Below are 19685 nucleotides of genomic sequence, written 5' to 3'. Positions count from 1 at the left end.
TTACACGATGCGCTCAACGCGCCGACGTTGTTGTTGTTTATCGACCGGCAAGCTGATGGTGACGCTGGCGCCCCCTTGTGGCAGATTATCAATGCGTATCTGTCCACGCTGCTCTTCTATCATTTTTTTGACAATGGCTAATCCCAACCCGGTACCGTGTGACTTGGTTGTGACGTAAGGTTCGAACACCCTCGCCATCACCTCGGTGGGAAAACCACTGCCGTTATCCGTCACTGACAATTTTATACGCTCGCCATCATAATCGGTCAAGATCACAATTTGCGGTTGTTCAGTTTGCACCAATGCATCCTGGGCATTTTGCAGCAGGTTATGCAGGATTTGGCGCATCATGGTGGCATCGGCATAAATCTCGGGCAGCTGCTCATGCAGGGACAGTACCAGCTTGACCACAGAGGCGTTATAAAGGCGGCTCACATCGCGGATCAAGGCATTCAAATCCAGCCTTACCAGTTGGGCGGCAGGCGTTCTGGCATACTCACTAAATTCGTTGACCATATTCTTCATCGCCTGCACCTGGTTGACGATGGTATCGGTAGACTTAAACAGCATCTCCGCATCCTTTTCTTCCAGTTTGTCGCGCAGCTTCAGCTGCAAGCGCTCGGCAGACAGCTGTATCGGTGTCAGCGGATTCTTGATTTCGTGCGCCAGCCGTCTGGCTACCTCGGCCCAGGCGGCATCGCGCTGGGCTTGCGCCATGGCGGTCACATCATCAAACACCACTACCAGGCCGTGCCCCGCCCCTTCCGGCAACCGCGTCACCCGCAGCATCAGCATCTGCTTGCCATGCACCCCTTCAATTTCGATCTGGCTGCTTAAATGCCGCTCATGGTGGTCAAATTGCAACGTGTCTTCATAGTGCTGCATCACCAACGCTGTAAAAGGCGTGAGGTAATCATTTTCGGCCGCAATGTCGGTAAAGACTTTGTTTTTAAAGCCCACCAGCGAAATCCCCAAAATATTGGTGGCAGCCAGATTGTAAACACGCAGCTCCGCCTGTTCATTAATGGTCATCACGCCTGAGCTTAGGTGCGACAAAATAGCTTCCAGGTAGGCACGTGCAGACTCCACATGCTGACGGCTCTGTTCGGAGGCATTTTTCGCTTCCTGCAACTGTCGCGTCATGCTGTTGAACGACTTCACCAGCACACTCAGCTCATCCTTGCCAAATGAGGGCAGCTGCTGCGAATAATCGCCACTGGCAATCAGCCGGGTCCCCTCCGCCAGTACCGTCAAGGGTTGCGCCATGCGCCGACTCAGTGCAAATGCGATGGTCAATGCGCCCAGCATGGACAGCAGCAAAATCATGGTCAGCGTAAGCATGAAAATGTCTTTGAGTGACTGCCGGCTGTACGACAAGGTCTGGTACTCGCGGTAGACCTCCTGCACCGATTCGGCAGTATTCGAGAGCGCCTTGGGCACCGGTTGCATCAATTGCAGAATCCGCATCTCGCCCGTGATCCCCAAGGACTCCACCGGAATCAGCACACGCATGTAGAGGCCTTTGCCGGGGATAGGCTCGATTTTGCCGTAGATACGGCTACGTGCCTGGCGCAACTGCGGCACAGAAGGCAGTTCGGGTAAAAAGCTGCTGGGGTCAGAGCTGCTGACAGCCAGAATCGCACCTTGCGGGGTCAGCAATGCCGCATCCTGAACGCCGGCTTTTTCACGCAGATCGTTCAGTTGTCCATAATGTGAGCGGGCCGTTTGCAGTGATAGCGAGACCGCCATGCTTTGCGCCTTTTCCTTGACGTCCTCCAGCATGATATCCAGCGCCCGTTGCCCCAGATTCAGCCCCCCATCCAGTGCGGATTCGACCTTAACGTTAAACCAAGACTCAATCGAGCGTGACAGGAAGTTCACGGAAACCAGATAGACGATCATGCCTGGAATCAACGCCATCAGGGCAAAAGACACCAGCAATCTGAAATTCAGCTTGCTGCCTACCTGTTTGGCTTTGGTGGTCTGGTAAAGATGGCGTAACTGATAGGCAATCACCCCCAGCAACAACACGGCGAGGCCAGCATTGATATACAGCAGGATCAGGTAATAATCCCCACTGATGGCGGTGTTGGCACTGGCGAGAGACAGCAGGTACAGCAGGGCTGCCGCCAGTAGAATGGACAAAATCAGGACATACCGCATAGGGCTAACGCTGGGTGTCCTTTACCCACCAGCTAAACGTCGGCGTGACCAGCTCCCAGTCACTTTCGCCCAGGGCATCCAGCTGCAAGGCTTTAGGCAGCTTGCTGGTATCCAGATGCATTTTGAGCGCCGCCTGATAGGGCTGATTTTTTTCTAGTGTGGCATGCGGCGTCAAGCGCCAGTCGCGGATCAGGCCCAACTCACGCCTGGCTTCAGCCAGGCTGTCGAATCCTTTTTGCTGTTGCGGATAATTAAGCAGATATTGCTTGGTCAGCGCGTGATAGTTGAGCGTGACGGCGCGACGCTCGGTCACCACCTCATCATCAAACCAGTACTTCATGGGTTTGATGATCTGGCATTCATACAAAAATGTCAGGGCGATGCCCTTACTCAAAGCTTCCTCAAGCGCGCGGCCAAAATGGATGTCCAGATCCGCATCCAGCGCCCAGGTATCTTCACGCAATACCAGCTCGGCACTTTTGACATGGGCATGATTGTTATTGGCAGCCAGTGCCAATGCTGTCATGGTCAGCAGAAAAAAAAGCGCCGAATAATATTTAATGTTTTTGTAAAAGCGCATAAAACAATCCGTCATGCGCGGCAGTGGGCAGCAATTGCCCGCCAATTGACTGCTGGCAAGGGAGGCCCGAGGCATCAAACTGCACTGGCAACCTGACCGCATCTGCATGCATGGTTAAAAACTGTTGAATCTGCATTTCATTTTCTTGTTGAAAAATCGAACAGGTGACGTACAGCAATTTACCGCCTTTTGCCAGCATATGCCACAAATTCAATAATATTTGCTGTTGCATCTGGGCAAATACCGTCAAATCCTGTGGCCGACGCAACCATTTCATATCGACATGCCTGCGCACGATGCCTGAGGCGCTACAGGGCACATCAGCCAGAATGCGGTCAAATAACTGACCATCAAACCAGTCGGCTTTTGCCGCATCGCCTGTCCTGACCTTGGCTTGCAAGCCCAGACGCTGCAGGTTGTCGTGGACACGGCGCAGGCGCTCTGCCTCCACATCCAGGGCAAGCAAGTCAATATCACTGGCTTCAAGCAAGTGACAAGTTTTACCGCCCGGCGCGCTACAGGCATCCAGCACGCGCATGCCTGCTTGCACATCCAGCAAAGGAACCGCCCACTGTGCGCCGGCATCCTGCACACTGAGCCAGCCTTGATCAAAATACGGCAGCTTGTGCACCGGCAACGGCTGCTGCAACTGAATCGCCGTACCGCCCAGCGCTTGCGCCGCAATCCCCGCATCATCCAGCGCCTGCATATAGCTGGCGACATCCGTTTTGCGCAGATTAATGCGCAACGTCATGGGGGGGTGGCTGTTGCCTATGGTCAGAATCGACTGCCAATGCTGAGGATATTGTTGTTTGAGGGTATCAATCCACCATTGCGGATAGTTAAATTGCACCGCTTCCGACTGACTCACTTGCGCCTGCAAGGCTGACCGTTGGCGCAAAAAATTACGCAATACCGCATTAACCAGCCCTTTTGCCCAGCGCAGCCCGGTTTTGCCCGCGGCTTCCACAGCCTGATTGACCACCGTAAAATCATCTTCGGCCCCATGCAACAGCTGCGACAGGGCAACCAGCAACAGCGCGTGTACACGTGCATCCGTCACGGGCTTGGCCGTCAGCGCCTGCAAATAAGCCGCGGCTTCGGCATACAAGCGCAAGGTGAGGTAACTGTAATCCTGTGCAGCCGCCTGCTGTTGCGGCGTCGCTGACTTGACCCTGCGCAATGCCTTGGGCATGGAAACAGTCAGGTTATGTCCGGCCAACACTTCGGCCACCGCAGATGCGGCTATGAGCTGGGCAACTTGCAAAAGAATACTCTGGTGAAAAAAAGACTATTCTACTTGATGCGCCCAAAATACACAGACAAAAACTCACGCAATAAAAAAGGCTTTCTTGCGAAAGCCTTTTTTGTCTGTTGAAATCGCGTTTAATACTGGTTAGCCAACGCCAGCAAACGGCGGATCCGCTCTTCGGTCTGCGGGTGGGTGCTGAACAACCCCGCCAGGTCTGCGCCTGATAAGGGGTTGATAATCATCATCTGCCCGGTTTCCGGGTGTTGCTCGGCAGTCATATTGGGAATCTGGTGCGCATAATTGTGGATTTTCTCCAGCGCGGCTGCCAAGGCTTTCGGGTCGCGGCTGATCTCAGCCCCCATGCGGTCTGCTTCATATTCGCGCGACCGTGAAATCGCCATCTGGATCAGCGAAGCGGCCAACGGTGCCAGAATCATAATCAAAATACCAATAATGGGATTGGGTCGGTCTTCGCCCTCCCGATGCCCGCCAAACATCAGGCCAAATTGCGCAATCGATGAAATGGCCCCGGCCACGGTGGCGGAGATAGTAGAGATCAAGGTATCGCGGTGTTTCACGTGCGCCAGCTCATGTGCCATCACACCGCGCAATTCGCGCTCACTCAAAATCTGCATGATGCCGGTAGTAGCTGCCACGGCAGCGTTCTCGGGGTTGCGGCCGGTCGCAAACGCATTCGGCTGGCTTTCATTGATCACGAACACACGCGGCATGGGTAATTGGGCCCGCTCGGCAAGCTCTTTGACCATGTTGTAATAGTTGCGGAACTGCCCATTGCCAAAATTATTTTCAGCATTGATCTCAACTGCGCCATACATTTTCAGCACCGCCTGGTCGCTAAACCAGTAGGCATAAAAGTTCATGCCGCCTGCCAGCAACAGCGCCAGCAACATGCCGCCCTGGCCACCCAGCGCGCCGCCCACCGCAACAAACAGGGCAGTAATCGCGGCCATCAACACAAAGGTTTTGGTCCAGTTACCTAACATAGTGACTCCTTCACAATTCGGTGAGTAATATCGACTTTAATATGCGGGGATGACAGGCATTTTTCAATGCCTGCACCAGATTGACTAGAAAAAGCGGTCGCCCACTTGCACATGCTGACCTTGCACAAACTGTTGTGCCGTTTGGCGCTTGCCACCCGGCATCTGCAACTCATGCAATTCTAATGCGCCGTCGCCACAAGCCACCTGCAGCGGATGTGTCTGCAACACAGTGCCTGGCTCGCCTTGACCAGCCACAGCTTGAGCAAACCACAGTTTGCAGACTTGATCATTAAATTTGGCTGTAGCCACCGGAAAGGGATTAAATGCACGAACCTGACGAGACAGTTGCTGTGCAGATTTCGTCCAGTCAATGGCAGACTCGGCTTTTTCCAGCTTGTGCGCATAGGTCACCAGCGTCTCGTCCTGTACTTCAGAGGCCAGGCAACCGGTATCTTGCAAGGTCTGCATCGCCTCAACCATCAAGCGCGCGCCTTCACGACTGATCGCATCATGCAAGGTCTGCGTGGTATCTGCCGCAGTAATCGCCACCGACCATTTACTGATCATATTGCCGGCATCCAGCTTGGGCACCACCTCCATGATGGTGACGCCCGTCTCGGTGTCCCCGGCCAGAATGGCCCGGTGGATGGGCGCAGCCCCGCGCCAGCGTGGCAGCAAGGAGCCATGGATGTTGTAACAGCCTCGCGTCGGGATGTTCAGCACCGCGGTCGGAATAATCAGGCCATAGGCCGCAACGATCAGCACTTCGGCGTTGACCGCTGCAATCTCGGACTGCACCTCGGCGGGCTTAAGGCTTTCTGGCTGAAAAACACGTAAGCCGTGTTGCAAGGCGAGCTGTTTGACCGGACTCGCTTTTAACTGCATGCCACGGCCCGCGGGGCGGTCTGGTTGCGTCAACACCATGACAATGTCATGGCCCGCGTCTATGAGTCCTTGCAAAGCCGGTACTGCAAACTCCGGGGTCCCGGCATAAATAATACGCATGCAACCTTCCTGACTTAATAACTGTTGCGCTCGATTTCGCGCGCATGCTTGACCATTCTGGTCCGGATACGGTTACGTTTGAGCGTGGAGAGATACTCCACAAACACCTTGCCCAGCAAATGATCCATTTCATGCTGGATACAGACGCTCAGCAATCCATCCGCATCCAACCTGAAAGTGTTGCCATGCACATCTTTCGCTTCGACGGTAATAAATTCAGCGCGCGTGACACTTTCATAGATGCCGGGCACTGACAGGCAACCCTCTTCATAATCCTGGCTACCTGACTGGGCAATGATTTTAGGATTGATCAGCACCAGCAAATCGTCTTTTTCCTTGCTCAAGTCAATCACGATCAACTGGATGTGCTGGTCGACCTGCGTAGCAGCCAAGCCTATGCCTGGCGCATCATACATGGTCTCAGCCATATCGCTGACCAGTTGCTGTAATGCCTCATCAAATACTTGCACCGGTTTGGCCACCGTATGCAGGCGTGGATCCGGATATTGCAAAATTGGAAGTAGTGCCATGCTCTACAAATCTTTCCATTCAAATAGTTTGTGCAAAAACAGGGCAAAACGCCTGCTTTTTCACCTTGATCAGAACTTTAAAGCCATGCTAGATTGGTTGATATTGCGCAGTGGCTGTGCGCAGGTACAGCCCATCCATTTGTGTCGCATAAAACAGAGACGCCACATGACGAAAATTGTTCAAATTATAACCTCGCTTGCGCTGGCTTGTAGCAGCTTATTGTTACAGGCAGAAGAAATTCCGTTGCGGCCGCAGCACCCCGACCGGCATGTCGTCGTCAAAGGCGATACCTTGTGGGATATTTCGGCCAAGTTTCTGAAAAATCCATGGCAATGGCCACAGATTTGGCAATTAAACCGGTCTAGCATTAAAGATCCGCACTGGATTTATCCGGGGGATGTCATCGTGCTCGACACCAGCAGCGGCCAACCCGTACTCAAACTGGTGCGAGAATCTGTCACCCTGGAGCCTGGCATGATCGTCACGCCAATCAAAGGCGATGCCATCCCCGCCATACAACCCAATATCATCCAGCCGTTTTTGACCAAGCCCATGCTGATTGCGCCAGAAGCGCTCAAGTCAGCGCCCAGAATTGTGGCGGCGCAGGAAGAACGTGAGATTCTGAGCCCAGGCACACGCATTTATGTGCAGGGCCTGCCAGACACTCCACGCAACGCCTGGGCAATCTACCGCGAGGGGGAGGCGATCAAAAACCCTGAAAATGGTGAGCTGCTGGGCACAGAAGCGCATTATCTGGGGGAGGCCAAACTGCTGCACGCAGGCCAGCCTGCCACCTTGACCGTAACCCAGGCCAAAGAGGAAATTGCGGTTAAAGACAAACTGATTGCGATGGAAGACTCCCTTAGCCCGCCTTATCTGCCACATGCGCCCGAAGGCCAGATTGAAGGCCAGATTGCACGCGTGAGCGAAGGCATCAACGAGACTGGCTATGGCCGCGTGGTGGTGCTCAATCGCGGCGAAGCGCAAGGCCTGGAGCGCGGTCACGTGCTTTCGGTGCTGCGCAAAGGCGCCAGCATGGTAGACCCCGAATCCGCAGACCCTAAACATCCGGTCATGATCCAGTTGCCGGATGAGCCTGTCGGCTTGGTGATGGTCTTCAAAACCTTTCCCAAGCTGTCATACGCGCTCGTCATGCAAGCCTCGCAACCTATCCATGTAGAAGACGTGGTGCGTACCCCCTGATCTCCGCACTGATGGTCACAGATCCTGAAGAGAGCGCAGCCTGGATTGCCTTAAGCATGGTCGAAGGGCTGGGCAGTGTCACCTATTGCCAGCTATTGCTGCACTTTAAAACCCCGCAGGCGATTCTGGCCGCCTCCTACAGCAGCTTGTGCGAACTGGTCAGCAAAGGCGTCGCCGAAGGGATACAAAAAGCGCCAGAAGACCCGCATATTGCCAAGACACTGGACTGGCTCTCACAACCAGATAACCACCTGATCACACTGGCGGATGCCTACTATCCGCAACGCCTGCTCAGCATAGACCAGCCGCCGCCCGTGCTCTATGCCAAAGGCAACCTGCAAATGCTCAAGCGGCCTGGCCTGGCCATTGTCGGCAGCCGCCACGCCACACCGCCGGGCGAGTCTACCGCCGAGCAGTTTGCCGAAAGCTTGTGCCGGGCCGGATTTGCCGTGGTCAGCGGGCTGGCATTAGGCATAGACGGCGCCGCACACAGAGGCGCGCTCAAAGCAGATGGTGCCACGATTGCCGTGGTCGGCACCGGGCTGGATATTGTCTATCCGGCACGGCATAAAGCCCTGGCCCACCAGATTGTGCAGTATGGCCTGTTGCTCTCCGAGTACCCGCTAGGGACGCCATCTTTGACGCACAACTTTCCCAGACGCAACCGTATTATCAGCGGCCTGTCTGAAGGCTGTCTGGTGGTAGAGGCCAATATTGATAGCGGCTCACTCATTACTGCTCGACTAGCGATCGAACAGGGCCGTGAAGTCTTCGCCATTCCGGGCTCTATTCACTCGCCGGTGTCCAAAGGGTGCCATGCGCTGATCAAACAAGGGGCAAAGCTTGTCGAGTCCACCGAGGACATTGTCAGCGAATTGAAGCATGTCCGCCTGCCCAACCCCGCACTTTCGATTAGCCCGAATGGGTCACTACCCGATTGGACTAATCTACCCGCCGAAGCCAGTCCTGTCCTGGCTTGCATGGGGTTTGACCCCATCTTTGCAGAGCTCATTGCGGCCCGCGCCGGGTTGACGCCCGAACAAGTTTCCACCATGCTAACACTACTTGAATTAGAAGGTGTGGTCAGCCATCTCGCCAACGGCCAATTCCAGCGATTGGTTTAAAGCTCGGTTCAGACCCACCCCAGTATCGCTGCTATTCACTACTAATAGCGGAGCAGCGTGTTTGAGGAGAATTTAGACATGTTGGAAGTACTGATATTTATCTATCAAAATTATTGGGATAAGCATGATGCGTTTGAGCTGAAAGAAACAGACGAAACCATCATGGCCTATGAGCTCTCCCAGGCCGGGTTTAACCACCAGGATATTTTACATGCCGTGGGCTGGGTGAAAGACCTGCGTCGCTCGGTGCAACAGCCGCAATACCAGCACGACCCGTTTGCGATTCGCGTCTATTGCGAGATGGAACGCAACAAGATCAGTGACGACAGTCTGAACTTTCTGGGCTTGCTACAAAGAAGCGACATCATCACAGCTTATGAGCGCGACCTGATTATTGATCGTGCCATGGTCTTGCCGCAAGAAACCTTGAGCATGGAAGATATCCGCTGGATCACCATGATGGTGCTGTGGGACGAAACGCGCAAGCAGGATTACCTGTTTGTTGAAGATGCCTTGTTTAACCCGCAAGGTTTGTCATTGCAATAACCCAACAGAGCGACACAAAAAAAGCGCGGCTGATTCAGTCCGCGCTTTTTTGTTTACCAGTATTTTTACGACTACAGTTGCCGGATAATCTGGCCAATAATGCCTGCCTGGTTCAGGGTGTAGAAGTGCATTTTATCTACGCCTGCCTCAATCAGTTTGGTACAGATATCAGTGACCACCTCCGCGCCAAAGGCGCGCAATGAAGCCATATCATCGCCATAGGCTTCCAGCCGCATACGCAGCCAGCGTGGAATCTCGGCACCACACACACTAGAGAAGCGCGCCAGTTGCGTGTAGTTATAAATCGGCATGATGCCGGGAATAATCGGTGCAGTGACACCCAGCTTCTGCGCCGCTTCTACAAAACGGAAATAGGCATCCACATTGTAAAAATACTGTGTAATGGCCGAATCTGCGCCAGCGTCGATTTTACGCTTGAAGTTTTCAAGGTCTTTTTGTGCTGAGCCGGCTTCCGGGTGAAACTCGGGGTAAGCCGCCACCTCCAGGTGAAACCAGTCGCCGGTCTCGGCGCGGATAAAACTCACCAGCTCATTGGCATATTTAAAGTCCCCCGCACTCACTTCGCCTGAAGGAATATCGCCACGCAAGGTCACCAGTCTGTTGATGCCTTTCGCCTGATAGGCTTGCAGCAATTCGCGGATTTCTTCTTTGCTGGAAGAAATACAGGAGATATGTGGGGCTGCACCATGGCCTTCAGCCTGGATTTCGAGCACACTTTCCATGGTACGGTCGCGGGTTGAGCCCCCCGCACCAAACGTGACGGAAAAAAACTCGGGAGAGAATACGGCCAGCTCTTTGCGTACTTGACGCAGGTTCGCCATGCCTTCCGCCGTTTTGGGCGGAAAAAACTCAAAACTGTAAGCGATTTTTTGATTCACTGTTTTCTCTTTTATTTCTAAACGCGTGATTTCAGGCAGATGCGGGGATGGTCAGGGGTCAGTCTTTTTCGTTGAACACAATCGCGCTCATGATCCAGGCAATCACGCTATACACCAGGGCGCCTATGACGCCAGTCATCACACTACTGACGACAAAGCCTTGCAACAGGTGGCCGACAAACCAGAATAGCAGGCCATTGATGACTAACAGAAACAATCCCAACGTCAGCAAGGTAATCGGCAAAGTCAAAAGCACCAGAATCGGCTTCACCAGCATATTGGCCAGACCAATCACGACAGCAGCCACCAGCGCAGCGCTGAAATTGGCCACTTGAATGCCTGGGACCAGATAAGCCACGGCCATCAGTGCCAATGCATTGAGTACCCAAACAACCAGTAGTTTAAACATACCGCCTCCTAGGATGAAAGATGAGGCAAAGTGTACACCAAATCTGCGCCAGAACATCTGGCGCAGGGGCGGCATGGTTTAGCGCACGCTGAAAAGCGCGTGATTAATAGCGATAATGCTCAGGCTTGAATGGGCCGGTTTTGCTCACGCCAATGTAGGCTGCTTGTGCATCGGTCAAGGTGGTCAATTGCGCATTGAGTTTCTTCAACTGCAAGATCGCCACTTTTTCATCCAGATGTTTAGGCAAGGTGTAAACGCCAACCGGATACTTGTCGGTCTGGGTAAACAATTCAATCTGCGCAATGGTCTGGTTGGCAAAGCTGGAGCTCATCACATAGCTTGGATGACCTGTGCCGCAGCCCAAATTGACCAGACGGCCCTTGGCCAGCAAGATGATGCGCTTGCCGTCCGGGAAAATCACGTGATCGACTTGTGGCTTGATCTCTTCCCACTGGTATTTTTCGATGCTGGCAACATCGATTTCATTGTCGAAGTGACCAATGTTACACACAATCGCCTGATCCTTCATTTTGGCCATGTGCTCATGCGTGATAACGTGGTAGTTACCCGTTGCTGTGACAAAAATGTCCGCATGTTCAGCGGCATAATCCATGGTCACAACGCGGTAGCCTTCCATCGCGGCTTGCAGGGCACAAATCGGGTCAATCTCGGTCACCCAAACCTGGGCTGACAAAGCACGCAACGCTTGTGCAGACCCTTTACCCACGTCACCGTAACCGGCAACAACGGCAATCTTGCCTGCGATCATGACATCGGTCGCACGCTTGATGCCATCCACCAGAGACTCACGGCAACCATACAAGTTATCAAACTTGGACTTGGTCACAGAGTCATTCACGTTAATCGCAGGGAAAGCCAGCTTGCCTTCTTTATGCATTTGATACAAACGGTGCACGCCCGTGGTGGTTTCTTCGGTCACGCCTTTAATCGCAGCCAAACGCACGGAGTACCAGGTCGGGTCTGTTTTCAGCTTGGCCTTGATGGCGTTAAACAGACAGATTTCTTCTTCTGAAGTGGGGTTCGCCACCACAGACAAATCTTTTTCGGCACGGCTACCCAAATGCAGCAACAGAGTCGCATCGCCACCATCATCCAAAATCATGTTGGAGTAACCACCATCCGTCCACTCAAAAATACGGTGGGTGTAATCCCAATACTCTTCCAGCGTTTCGCCTTTCACGGCAAACACGGCAGTGCCCGTCGCGGCAATCGCAGCGGCGGCATGGTCCTGGGTTGAGAAAATATTGCAAGAAGCCCAGCGCACTTCAGCACCCAAATCCTTCAGGGTTTCAATCAGTACAGCGGTCTGGATAGTCATATGCAGAGAGCCAGTAATGCGCGCGCCTTTCAGTGGCTGTTGCGCCGCGTACTCTTCGCGGATTGCCATCAGGCCAGGCATTTCAGTCTCTGCAATCGCAATTTCCTTGCGACCCCAGGCGGCCAGGCCCATGTCTGCGACTACATAATCTTTGATATCAGCTACAGTATTCATGTTTCAAATCCTTAAAAAAATGAAAACTGAGCAGGAAAAGTTCGATAAGAACCGGTGGCAACGTTGTTCACCTTTTTTCCGTGCTCGCACAGTGAAAAGTGAACGCCGTTGAGATGCTTTACAGCAAATGCTCTGAGCCTGGGAGTCGAGTGACTCTCGCAGCGTTCCTCAGAAGTTGCGAATTATACGCGAACCCAAGGATTTTACAAAAAACAAATCCTGAGCAATCAAAGAACAACCACTGAAAACCTGCTCAAATAGCTGCCTAGAAATACCCTCTATACCGATTCATTAAATTGACCGAATTACATGCTGCTACTCTGTCAAATCAGTTTCACCCGCCTGTGCCATGATGACATCACGTTCTCAAATATCCTCATTTAGTATAGAAAGGTGATTACTATGACCATGTATCAAGTAATGGATGAAGAAAATCATTGCATCGCAACCTTTCATCATTTTCAGGAAGCCATGTATACCGCACAAGACTTCACCCTGTGGGATGATGAACATTACTATCATGTCGAAGAGCTGGATCTGGCGGTCGCCTAAGCAAACCGTCCCGACATCAAAAGAAAAAAGCGCCAGTTAAGGCGCTTTTGTATTGGGGCTGACACAACACCGCCAGCCTCGCATCAAGGCAAGGTTTTCATCGCCACTTTGAGCTCTTCAGCCTTTTCGGCATCCAGCTGTGTCAGCGTATCCACATTGGCCAAGGCTTCGATATGTTTACCGTTGGACTCCGCAATCAGGCCCAGGTAATAAAAAGCCTGACTATGCTGATCGTTCATGCTGACGACACGGTGCAAGTGTTGCTCAGCCATGGTGAGATCCTTGGTTTCATATTCAGCTGCAGCCAGATAAAACCAGGCTTCTGTATTATGAGGCTCCTGAGTCGTCCATTGCTGGGCAATCGCTTTCAGGCCATCCCAGTCCTTGTGCAGGTAAGGAAACACCACTTTCATGAAATAAGGCCATTCAGCTGCTGGCTTGCCCCAGAAAGGCAGCTCGCTTTTTACCACAATCGGGCCCGCGGGCTGCGCGATCAAAGCCTGAACCCAGTCAATCGACATGTAATAGTAGTAGGCATCTTTACCAGGGCTCTTGAGCGTAATCAGGCCGACCAACGCGCCCGTCTCATCAAACAGACCACCACCACTGGCGCCTTGTCTGAAACTGCTGGTTGCCCGCACAATCACGGAGTCATCCATGGCAAACAGCCCCTTGACCACCCCTTGGCTGCTTACAGGCGCGGCGACAAAACTCGGATAGCCGATATTAAACACTGCCTGTTCGTATTTGAGATCGCGGCTGGACTTCATGGTGACTGGGCTAATCGGCAGGTCATCCATTTGCAGCATGCAAACATCATGCTTCCAGTCCGGTTTGACACCCACGGCATGGTAAGCCGCCCCGCCACTGACTACGCTGATACTGGTGGCATTGGCAACCACATGGCAGTTGGTCACAACCTGATTTTCAGCCACCACGACGCCTGAACCCAGCCCATATTGACCGTTTTTCAGGCCGACCTGCACACGTAGCACGCGGCTGTTCAACGCCTGCATGAGCTCGGCAGAAGGCTCTGCCATCAATGGGATTGCCAGGCAACCTAACAAACATCCGATCAACCATTTTGCCATGTCTTGCTCCAATCTGCGAAGGTAGGCAACAAGGAATGCACTACCTGTAATACGTTTTGGAAAGCTTCTTAAACTGTTTATAGCAAAACGTATTCCAAGCTGGAGAATGCGGGCTCACTTACCGCCAGACTATGGGGAGACCATGAGAAAGAAAGGAGAGATTTTATATTTACATTTAAAAATCAATGAGATACGTAAAAATAACTATCGTATCACTGTAGTCGCTCAGTCGACTGCTTGAGCGAGCGGCCAGAAGTGCCGCAACAGACCGCTCAGCATACGCACAGAATTAGTGCGCAAAATCAGTGCATGCACTACCGAGTCGCACACCTTATCGTTTTTGCAAACATCAGCAACGGGTGAAAGGCTAAAACTGCAGTGAAAGCTGGGGTGCTGCCAGGCTTTGTGCACTCACGGAAGCCGCACTCCGATTTGATTTTTTGCGGAGACTGCCACGGTCTACCTTGGGAAAATGGCGCGATTTGCGCGAAGCATGCCGCTGCAAAATATCTGCGACAGCATGCGCTGGCATGGTCTGCCTGATGGCAAACCAATCCTGCTTGGCTGTCTGGATGGCCTCGCCAATATCAACCATGGGCGCAGGATAGTCGCGGCCAATCAGGCAGCCATACCGCCGCTGTAAACTCGTAGGCATGCGCCAGGGTTCAAAAATCCAGCTGTCTGGCACCTGTCGCAAAACAGGCAGCCACTGGCGGACAAACACCCCCTGAGGGTCCTGAGTCAAGGCTTGTTTAACCGGATGGTAAATGCGCAATGTATTGATGCCGGTCGTGCCAGACTGCATTTGCACTTGCGGCCAATGAATCCCCGGCTCGTAATCAACAAAAGCTCTGGCCAGATGCAACCCGCTTGGCCGCCAGGGCAGTTGCAACAAATAACTGGCGGTACTCATGAGCATGGCGCGCATGCGAAAATTCAGCCACCCGCTTTGATTGAGCATCTGCATGCAGGCATCTACCAGTGGCCAGCCAGTCTGGGCAACCTGCCAGGCTTGTAAACGTAAGGCGACCGCGGCATCGGGTAACCGGGACTGTAGTGCCTCGAAGCCCCGGTAAAAACTCTGGTGTTCAATCCGCGGTTCGCTTTCAAGCTTTTGCATAAAATGGCAATGCCAGTGCAAGCGGCTTTCAAAACTGTGCAGCTGACGGCGCTGTTGCACGTTTTCAGTCTGCTGCGCACGGACCCGGGTAGCCTGTACCACGGTACGCAGGCTCACAGCGCCCCATGCCAGATAAGGTGACAGGCGGCTACAGGCCTGGACAGCACTGAGCGGGCTGGAAATCCCCCGCTGATAACCATGTACGCGGCGCGTCAAAAAATCCGCCATCACCGCCTCAGCCACCCCTATACCGCCAACCTGACGTTCCGCTTGCGCGTGGCCAGCCACTGCTGGCAACCGCTCCAAGCCATGATCCGGTAACCGAACAGCAAGCCCGGATGCAGGCACCGCAATGACAGGCGCCTGCATGCGTAACGCCCACTGCGCTTGCCACTGTTGCCGGTCTGACAGGCGTCTCACCACCCCATTCTGAGGCCATTCCTGCCAGACGATTCCTTGCATCCTGCACCACGCTTGCACCTGCCGGTCGATGGTGTAGGTGTGTTGATTCCCGGTTTCTTCATGGCTATACAGTCCGGCGATCCCGAATTTTGCATGCAGCCTCTGTAACAGCGTCAAGGGGTCGTGATGATAGACATGCAAATGCAATCCCAGCTGTTGCAAGGCATCTGCAAGGTCCTGCAAACAGTCGCGCACGAACATGGCCTGACTGAGGCTGGCATCCTCTGCCGACCACACTTGTGGAGCCCAGATAAAGAGCGGCAAAACCGGCCCAGCCTCACAGGCGGCAGACAGCGCGGCATGATCCGCGACACGTAAATCGCGCTTAAACCAGACCACATGCACATCACGCAGAGGCATGCTGGCCAATCCAGTCGCAAATATCTTGCAGCAATGGACTGTTGCCGCGCAGGGGTCTGGCCAGCTTGGCGACCATATCCACATGGTTGTAGTTGGCATAAGTCAGCAACTTGACCTCGCTGCCTTGCGCCTCAAGCGCACGCGCCAGATTGATCGAGTTTCTGGGCCAAACGGTTTGGTCTTTCAGGCCGGCCAGCAGTAGTAAAGGCGGATGTTGGCCGCTGACAAAATAGATAGGCTGTGATTGCCACTCCTGCTCAGCAGGTGCAAAAATCGCGCGTAACGTATCCGAGGTGAGCGGCAAAAAGTCATAAGGTCCGGCCAGACCTATGGTGCCTTTAATCGCGGTGGGTGATAATCCTACAGCCGCCAGATAGGCAGCATTCAAGGTCAGCATGACGGCCAGATGTGCGCCCGCAGAATGCCCCATCAAGAAGACACGCGACGCATCGCCTTGATACTCGGCCACGTGTTGCTTGACCCATTGCAATGCCAGCGCGGGGTCTTGCATCAATTGCGGAAACTTAAGTTCGGGATAGAGCCTGTAATCGGCAATCACAACCAGCATGCCTTGCGACGTCAACGCCTCTGCCACAAACAGGTAATCTTGCTTGCTGCCAGACTCCCAGCTACCGCCATAAAAAAACAACACCACAGGGCGTGGTGTTGCAGCATGGTCACGTGGCTGATAAATATCCAGGCGCTGCCTGCTGTGCGGCCCAAAAGCGATATCGCGATGGATGCGCATACCTTTATCGGGAATCACCGCGTTTAACAAAGTGACTGGCCGACAGGCCGAAAGCAGCAGACCGGCCAAGCCAGTCAACCAGCTACGCCGCGTCAATTGAGGATTTTGCAGATTCATAGGCATTGATGACCATGCCCAAGATAGAAAATTCCCGCCGCAATAATGATCGCTATCGTTAATGGTTGGCAATATAGACGCGGTTACGGCCCTGCTGCTTGGCCGTGTACAAAGCAAAGTCTGCCATTTTCATCAGCTGCGTCAAGCCATCTTGCGTCCCCAGTTGCGCGGTAGACACTAACCCAAAAGAGGCCGTGTAATGAATTTGCTCTCCTTGCTCGCTCATCACACTGTGATCAATTTCTGAGCGCAAGCGCTCAATCACATGTGCCGCTTCATGCAGGTCCGTCATCGGCATCAGAATGCCAAATTCTTCGCCCCCCAGACGCCCAACCATGTCGCTGGTACGCAAGGCACTCACGCAGCGCAGGCAGAAGTTCTGCAAAACCAGGTCGCCAGCATGATGTCCATATTGGTCATTAATCTTTTTAAAAAAATCGATGTCCACCATGGCAAATGAAAACGAGGAGCCGTAACGCTGATAGCGCCGGATTTCTGACTCCAACTCATGAATGAAGTGCCGCCGGTTGGCGATCCCGGTTAAAAAGTCAGTAAAGGCAAATTTGTCTGCTTCAAGATGCAAATGGTATATGCGGCCCCCAACAAAGAGGCCTACCAGCAAAAACAGGGTCACCAGCAGCGCTGCGTAAGTGATGCCTTGATGGGTGTGCCGCTCCATGCGCTTTTCACTTTCGGCCACATACTCGTTGGCGCGCAAGTCCGCATGCGCGAGGATGGCTTCGTTGAGTTTTGCCACCTTGGCAAAGCGCGCATTCCAGGCCGTCTCAATCAGGGTGCTTGCTTCGGTATACTGTCCCTCAGCCAATTGCTTGATTACCGAGGCTGTCATTTCGTCCAGTGCTTGAATATTCTGTTTGAGCAGCGGTAATGGCGCGCGATCTCCCGAATAATTACGTTCTATGCTGGCGATTTTTTGTTGGGCAGCAGCCTCATGCCCCTTAATCGCCGCCACGGTATTGATCAAATGCACGCTGTCTGCCTGAATCAGCGTGGCATAGAGCAAATCGCTTCGGATCTGATGCAGCTGAGACTCCAGCGCCTGCGCAGCGTTGGAAACCGTAAAAGACTGCTCATAGAAATTGCGAGTGGTCTGGTGCATCTCCCGCATACTGGAAAAATAAATCCAGAGGAACAGCAGCACACCGATCAGAACGATCATAAAACCGGCGACAAGGATATACAAGACTGCTTTTCTACGCCTGATACTCATATCATGTACGCCACCAAAGTCGCCAAAGAAAAGGTTAAGTGCTGAGCAGAGCCGTGATAAACGCCCACTCTTTGGGATCGACCGGGGTAATAGACAAGCGGTTCCCTTTTTGCAAGACACGCATGGTGGCCAGGGCAGGCGTTTCCCGCATCTCTTTCAAACTCAGCAATCGCGTTTTGCGCACGAGCTTGACATCTACGTTCACCCAGCGTGGACTTTCCGGTGTAGACTTGGGATCAAAATACTTGTGCCCTTGCACAAACTGAAAACGGTCGGGATAGGCCAAGGTGCTGACCTCGCAAATGCCGACGATGCCAGGCTCAGCACAATTGGAGTGATAAAACAACACGCCATCGCCCACCTTCATCTGGTCACGCATGAAATTTCGCGCCTGATAATTGCGTATCCCATACCAGTCTACAGTTTGATTGGGGAATCCCGCCAAATCATCAATGGAGACATCCGAGGGTTCGGATTTCATTAACCAGTAACGCGCCATGCCTGAAAACTTTCTTTACACATCCAAATGCCAGTATCATAAACCAAGTTAGAGCACAGTTGAAAATCATGACAAAAAACGTTTTAGGCACTCTTCTGATCCCTTGCAGTATGCAACCAGTCACAGGCTTTATGCGTGATGGTTGTTGCAGTCACCACCCGGAAGATTTAGGTAAACATACCGTCTGCGCAGAAATGACAGATGAGTTTCTGGCGTTTTCGCAAGCGCAAGGCAATGACTTGTCCACCCCCAGACCAGACTATGCATTTCCCGGGCTCAAGGCTGGTGATCGGTGGTGCCTGTGTGCGAGAAGATGGCTGGAAGCCAGTGAAGCCGGTTACGCGCCGCCAGTGATTCTGGAGTCTTGCCACGAAAACTGCCTGGAAATCATTAGCCTGGCGGACTTGAAATACCATGCCTTAAGATAACAAGACAAAGGTGCGAGAGGGGATGTGCTAAGGGGTTACCTGAGCCGCTAATCCTGAACCAAAAAAGTTCAGGTGGTAACAGCCTAAGGTACATTAGGTTCGCACGCCAAGGGCGTCTTAAAAGACCGCCCAACTTAGTGCGATCGCACCGCACCTGATGAGCCGAAACCTATAACAAAGACTAGTTCAAGGAATTTTGGACTCAGGCAACGCCTTAGCACACCACTTTTATGATACGTCATTTAATACTAATGACGGTTAAAATTTTGTGAAATGAAGCGGATTACAATAATTTGTGCTGGCCGGACAAAACATCATCGATCTGCTGCTGCATGGTAGAAATGCGCTTTTTCACATCGCCCACATCAACCCCGCCGCTGCGCGTATTCAACAACTCATGGGTAATGTTCAGCGCGGCCATGATCGCAATGCGCTCCACACTCACCATCTTGCCCACATCACGAATTTCGCGCATTTTACCATCAAGGTAACCCACCGCCTGCAATAAACTGTCGCGCTCTTCGTCGGTACAGGTCACGCTAAACGCGCGGCCCATGATCTCGATATCAATCGGCTGCTTGGCCATGACTAACGACCTTCCTCAGGCAATGCCGACAACAAGCGTTCCAGCTGCACACTGGCTTGCGTCATGTTCAGCTTTAGAGATTGTGACTCCTGATGCAAACGTGTGACCTCCTGACGTAACTCCACGTTTTCGTCACGCAGCTGGCTGCACAAAGCAATCAGCTTCGTCACACGTTCTTCAAGACTTTTCAAATCGGCATCCATCAGCCCATTATCTTTTAAAAAAACGAGTGTGGTCAATAGCTAAGCGCATTTTTTCAAAG

The 19685-nt window shown here is 52.9% G+C and carries 21 protein-coding genes and 1 riboswitch; of the genes, 5 read left to right on the top strand and 16 right to left on the bottom strand.

What is annotated here, in order from left to right; translation table 11 throughout:
- From ACFQ1T_RS04765 to def, 6 genes are all read right to left on the bottom strand, one after another.
- Positions 1-2163 carry a sensor histidine kinase gene (locus ACFQ1T_RS04765; protein ID WP_313985275.1) on the bottom strand — a complete coding sequence of 721 codons (2163 nt, stop codon included), beginning with the start codon at positions 2161-2163 and terminating at the stop codon, positions 1-3.
- A gap of 4 nt (positions 2164-2167) precedes the next feature.
- Positions 2168-2743, bottom strand: coding sequence for a DUF4390 domain-containing protein (locus ACFQ1T_RS04760; protein ID WP_194748820.1), 576 nt, complete (start codon positions 2741-2743; stop codon positions 2168-2170).
- Positions 2721-4010 carry a 16S rRNA (cytosine(967)-C(5))-methyltransferase RsmB gene (gene rsmB, locus ACFQ1T_RS04755; RefSeq protein ID WP_379074419.1) on the bottom strand — a complete coding sequence of 430 codons (1290 nt, stop codon included), beginning with the start codon at positions 4008-4010 and terminating at the stop codon, positions 2721-2723. The genes ACFQ1T_RS04760 and rsmB overlap by 23 nt, the downstream gene beginning before the upstream one ends.
- Before the next feature lie 119 nt (positions 4011-4129).
- Positions 4130-4999 carry a zinc metalloprotease HtpX gene (gene htpX / locus ACFQ1T_RS04750; protein WP_194748822.1) on the bottom strand — a complete coding sequence of 290 codons (870 nt, stop codon included), beginning with the start codon at positions 4997-4999 and terminating at the stop codon, positions 4130-4132.
- A gap of 84 nt (positions 5000-5083) precedes the next feature.
- Positions 5084-6004, bottom strand: a complete 921-nt coding sequence (gene fmt, locus ACFQ1T_RS04745) for a methionyl-tRNA formyltransferase (RefSeq protein WP_379074416.1) — start codon at positions 6002-6004, stop codon at positions 5084-5086.
- A 14-nt stretch (positions 6005-6018) separates the two neighbouring features.
- Entirely contained in the window at positions 6019-6534 is a 516-nt protein-coding gene (gene def / locus ACFQ1T_RS04740; protein WP_194748824.1) for a peptide deformylase, read from the bottom strand.
- Between the two features lie 166 nt (positions 6535-6700).
- Between def and ACFQ1T_RS04735 the strand changes: the two genes are divergently transcribed.
- From ACFQ1T_RS04735 to ACFQ1T_RS04725, 3 genes are all read left to right on the top strand, one after another.
- Entirely contained in the window at positions 6701-7738 is a 1038-nt protein-coding gene (locus ACFQ1T_RS04735) for a LysM peptidoglycan-binding domain-containing protein (RefSeq protein WP_379074412.1), read from the top strand.
- Between the two features lie 11 nt (positions 7739-7749).
- Entirely contained in the window at positions 7750-8862 is a 1113-nt protein-coding gene (gene dprA, locus ACFQ1T_RS04730) for a DNA-processing protein DprA (RefSeq protein WP_379074409.1), read from the top strand.
- A 78-nt stretch (positions 8863-8940) separates the two neighbouring features.
- Positions 8941-9408, top strand: coding sequence for a DUF494 family protein (locus tag ACFQ1T_RS04725; RefSeq protein WP_275357717.1), 468 nt, complete (start codon positions 8941-8943; stop codon positions 9406-9408).
- Between the two features lie 71 nt (positions 9409-9479).
- On the opposite strand, the gene metF is transcribed toward ACFQ1T_RS04725, so the two are convergent.
- From metF to ahcY, 3 genes are all read right to left on the bottom strand, one after another.
- The gene (gene metF / locus ACFQ1T_RS04720; protein ID WP_379074406.1) at positions 9480-10307 is read right to left on the bottom strand and encodes a methylenetetrahydrofolate reductase [NAD(P)H]; all 828 of its coding nucleotides are present in this window, start codon (positions 10305-10307) and stop codon (positions 9480-9482) included.
- A 58-nt stretch (positions 10308-10365) separates the two neighbouring features.
- Complete coding sequence (locus ACFQ1T_RS04715) at positions 10366-10716, bottom strand: phage holin family protein (protein ID WP_379074403.1); 351 nt, start codon at positions 10714-10716, stop codon at positions 10366-10368.
- Between the two features lie 103 nt (positions 10717-10819).
- Positions 10820-12229, bottom strand: coding sequence for an adenosylhomocysteinase (gene ahcY / locus ACFQ1T_RS04710; protein WP_194748830.1), 1410 nt, complete (start codon positions 12227-12229; stop codon positions 10820-10822).
- A 93-nt stretch (positions 12230-12322) separates the two neighbouring features.
- Positions 12323-12405, bottom strand: a riboswitch (S-adenosyl-L-homocysteine riboswitch).
- A gap of 226 nt (positions 12406-12631) precedes the next feature.
- Here ahcY and ACFQ1T_RS04705 point away from each other — a divergent pair.
- On the top strand, positions 12632-12781 hold the full coding sequence (locus tag ACFQ1T_RS04705; RefSeq protein ID WP_194749138.1) for a hypothetical protein: 150 nt from the start codon (positions 12632-12634) through the stop codon (positions 12779-12781).
- A gap of 83 nt (positions 12782-12864) precedes the next feature.
- On the opposite strand, the gene ACFQ1T_RS04700 is transcribed toward ACFQ1T_RS04705, so the two are convergent.
- The 5 genes from ACFQ1T_RS04700 to ACFQ1T_RS04680 form a co-directional block, all read right to left on the bottom strand.
- Positions 12865-13872, bottom strand: coding sequence for a S1 family peptidase (locus tag ACFQ1T_RS04700; protein WP_228518842.1), 1008 nt, complete (start codon positions 13870-13872; stop codon positions 12865-12867).
- A gap of 367 nt (positions 13873-14239) precedes the next feature.
- Positions 14240-15814, bottom strand: a complete 1575-nt coding sequence (locus tag ACFQ1T_RS04695; protein WP_379074398.1) for an FAD-binding domain-containing protein — start codon at positions 15812-15814, stop codon at positions 14240-14242.
- The gene (locus ACFQ1T_RS04690; RefSeq protein ID WP_379074395.1) at positions 15801-16679 is read right to left on the bottom strand and encodes an alpha/beta hydrolase; all 879 of its coding nucleotides are present in this window, start codon (positions 16677-16679) and stop codon (positions 15801-15803) included. Before ACFQ1T_RS04690 ends, ACFQ1T_RS04695 begins: the two co-directional genes overlap by 14 nt.
- Positions 16680-16737: 58 nt before the next feature.
- A complete protein-coding gene (locus ACFQ1T_RS04685) occupies positions 16738-17859 on the bottom strand; it encodes a GGDEF domain-containing protein (protein WP_379074392.1) in 1122 nt (373 codons plus the stop codon).
- Between the two features lie 85 nt (positions 17860-17944).
- Positions 17945-18409 carry an EVE domain-containing protein gene (locus tag ACFQ1T_RS04680; RefSeq protein WP_194748834.1) on the bottom strand — a complete coding sequence of 155 codons (465 nt, stop codon included), beginning with the start codon at positions 18407-18409 and terminating at the stop codon, positions 17945-17947.
- Positions 18410-18477: 68 nt separating this feature from the next.
- On the opposite strand from ACFQ1T_RS04680, the gene ACFQ1T_RS04675 reads away from it, so the two are divergent.
- A complete protein-coding gene (locus ACFQ1T_RS04675) occupies positions 18478-18837 on the top strand; it encodes a DUF2237 family protein (RefSeq protein ID WP_275357727.1) in 360 nt (119 codons plus the stop codon).
- A 283-nt stretch (positions 18838-19120) separates the two neighbouring features.
- Here the strand turns inward: ACFQ1T_RS04675 and ACFQ1T_RS04670 are convergent, their stop codons facing one another.
- Positions 19121-19423 carry a cell division protein ZapA gene (locus tag ACFQ1T_RS04670; protein WP_194748836.1) on the bottom strand — a complete coding sequence of 101 codons (303 nt, stop codon included), beginning with the start codon at positions 19421-19423 and terminating at the stop codon, positions 19121-19123.
- Between the two features lie 2 nt (positions 19424-19425).
- Positions 19426-19662 (bottom strand): hypothetical protein, encoded by a 237-nt coding sequence (locus tag ACFQ1T_RS04665; protein WP_194748837.1) that lies wholly within the window; start codon positions 19660-19662, stop codon positions 19426-19428.
- Positions 19663-19685: the final 23 nt, after the last annotated feature.

Source organism: Methylophilus glucosoxydans (assembly GCF_042676145.1).
GTDB classification, from domain to species: Bacteria; Pseudomonadota; Gammaproteobacteria; order Burkholderiales; family Methylophilaceae; genus Methylophilus; species Methylophilus glucosoxydans.
The sequence above is the reverse complement of the archived record's forward strand: the minus strand, read 5'-3'. Positions and strand labels throughout refer to the sequence as shown.

Coding starts and splice junctions, on each gene's coding strand:
- ACFQ1T_RS04765 (WP_313985275.1), bottom strand. CDS start 2,163: ATGCGGTATGTCCTGATTTTGTCCATTCTACTGGCGGCAGCCCTGCTG.
- ACFQ1T_RS04760 (WP_194748820.1), bottom strand. CDS start 2,743: ATGCGCTTTTACAAAAACATTAAATATTATTCGGCGCTTTTTTTTCTG.
- htpX (WP_194748822.1), bottom strand. CDS start 4,999: ATGTTAGGTAACTGGACCAAAACCTTTGTGTTGATGGCCGCGATTACT.
- fmt (WP_379074416.1), bottom strand. CDS start 6,004: ATGCGTATTATTTATGCCGGGACCCCGGAGTTTGCAGTACCGGCTTTG.
- def (WP_194748824.1), bottom strand. CDS start 6,534: ATGGCACTACTTCCAATTTTGCAATATCCGGATCCACGCCTGCATACG.
- ACFQ1T_RS04735 (WP_379074412.1), top strand. CDS start 6,701: ATGACGAAAATTGTTCAAATTATAACCTCGCTTGCGCTGGCTTGTAGC.
- dprA (WP_379074409.1), top strand. CDS start 7,750: ATGGTCACAGATCCTGAAGAGAGCGCAGCCTGGATTGCCTTAAGCATG.
- ACFQ1T_RS04725 (WP_275357717.1), top strand. CDS start 8,941: ATGTTGGAAGTACTGATATTTATCTATCAAAATTATTGGGATAAGCAT.
- ACFQ1T_RS04715 (WP_379074403.1), bottom strand. CDS start 10,716: ATGTTTAAACTACTGGTTGTTTGGGTACTCAATGCATTGGCACTGATG.
- ahcY (WP_194748830.1), bottom strand. CDS start 12,229: ATGAATACTGTAGCTGATATCAAAGATTATGTAGTCGCAGACATGGGC.
- ACFQ1T_RS04705 (WP_194749138.1), top strand. CDS start 12,632: ATGACCATGTATCAAGTAATGGATGAAGAAAATCATTGCATCGCAACC.
- ACFQ1T_RS04700 (WP_228518842.1), bottom strand. CDS start 13,872: ATGGCAAAATGGTTGATCGGATGTTTGTTAGGTTGCCTGGCAATCCCA.
- ACFQ1T_RS04695 (WP_379074398.1), bottom strand. CDS start 15,814: ATGCCTCTGCGTGATGTGCATGTGGTCTGGTTTAAGCGCGATTTACGT.
- ACFQ1T_RS04690 (WP_379074395.1), bottom strand. CDS start 16,679: ATGAATCTGCAAAATCCTCAATTGACGCGGCGTAGCTGGTTGACTGGC.
- ACFQ1T_RS04685 (WP_379074392.1), bottom strand. CDS start 17,859: ATGATCGTTCTGATCGGTGTGCTGCTGTTCCTCTGGATTTATTTTTCC.
- ACFQ1T_RS04680 (WP_194748834.1), bottom strand. CDS start 18,409: ATGGCGCGTTACTGGTTAATGAAATCCGAACCCTCGGATGTCTCCATT.
- ACFQ1T_RS04675 (WP_275357727.1), top strand. CDS start 18,478: ATGACAAAAAACGTTTTAGGCACTCTTCTGATCCCTTGCAGTATGCAA.
- ACFQ1T_RS04670 (WP_194748836.1), bottom strand. CDS start 19,423: ATGGCCAAGCAGCCGATTGATATCGAGATCATGGGCCGCGCGTTTAGC.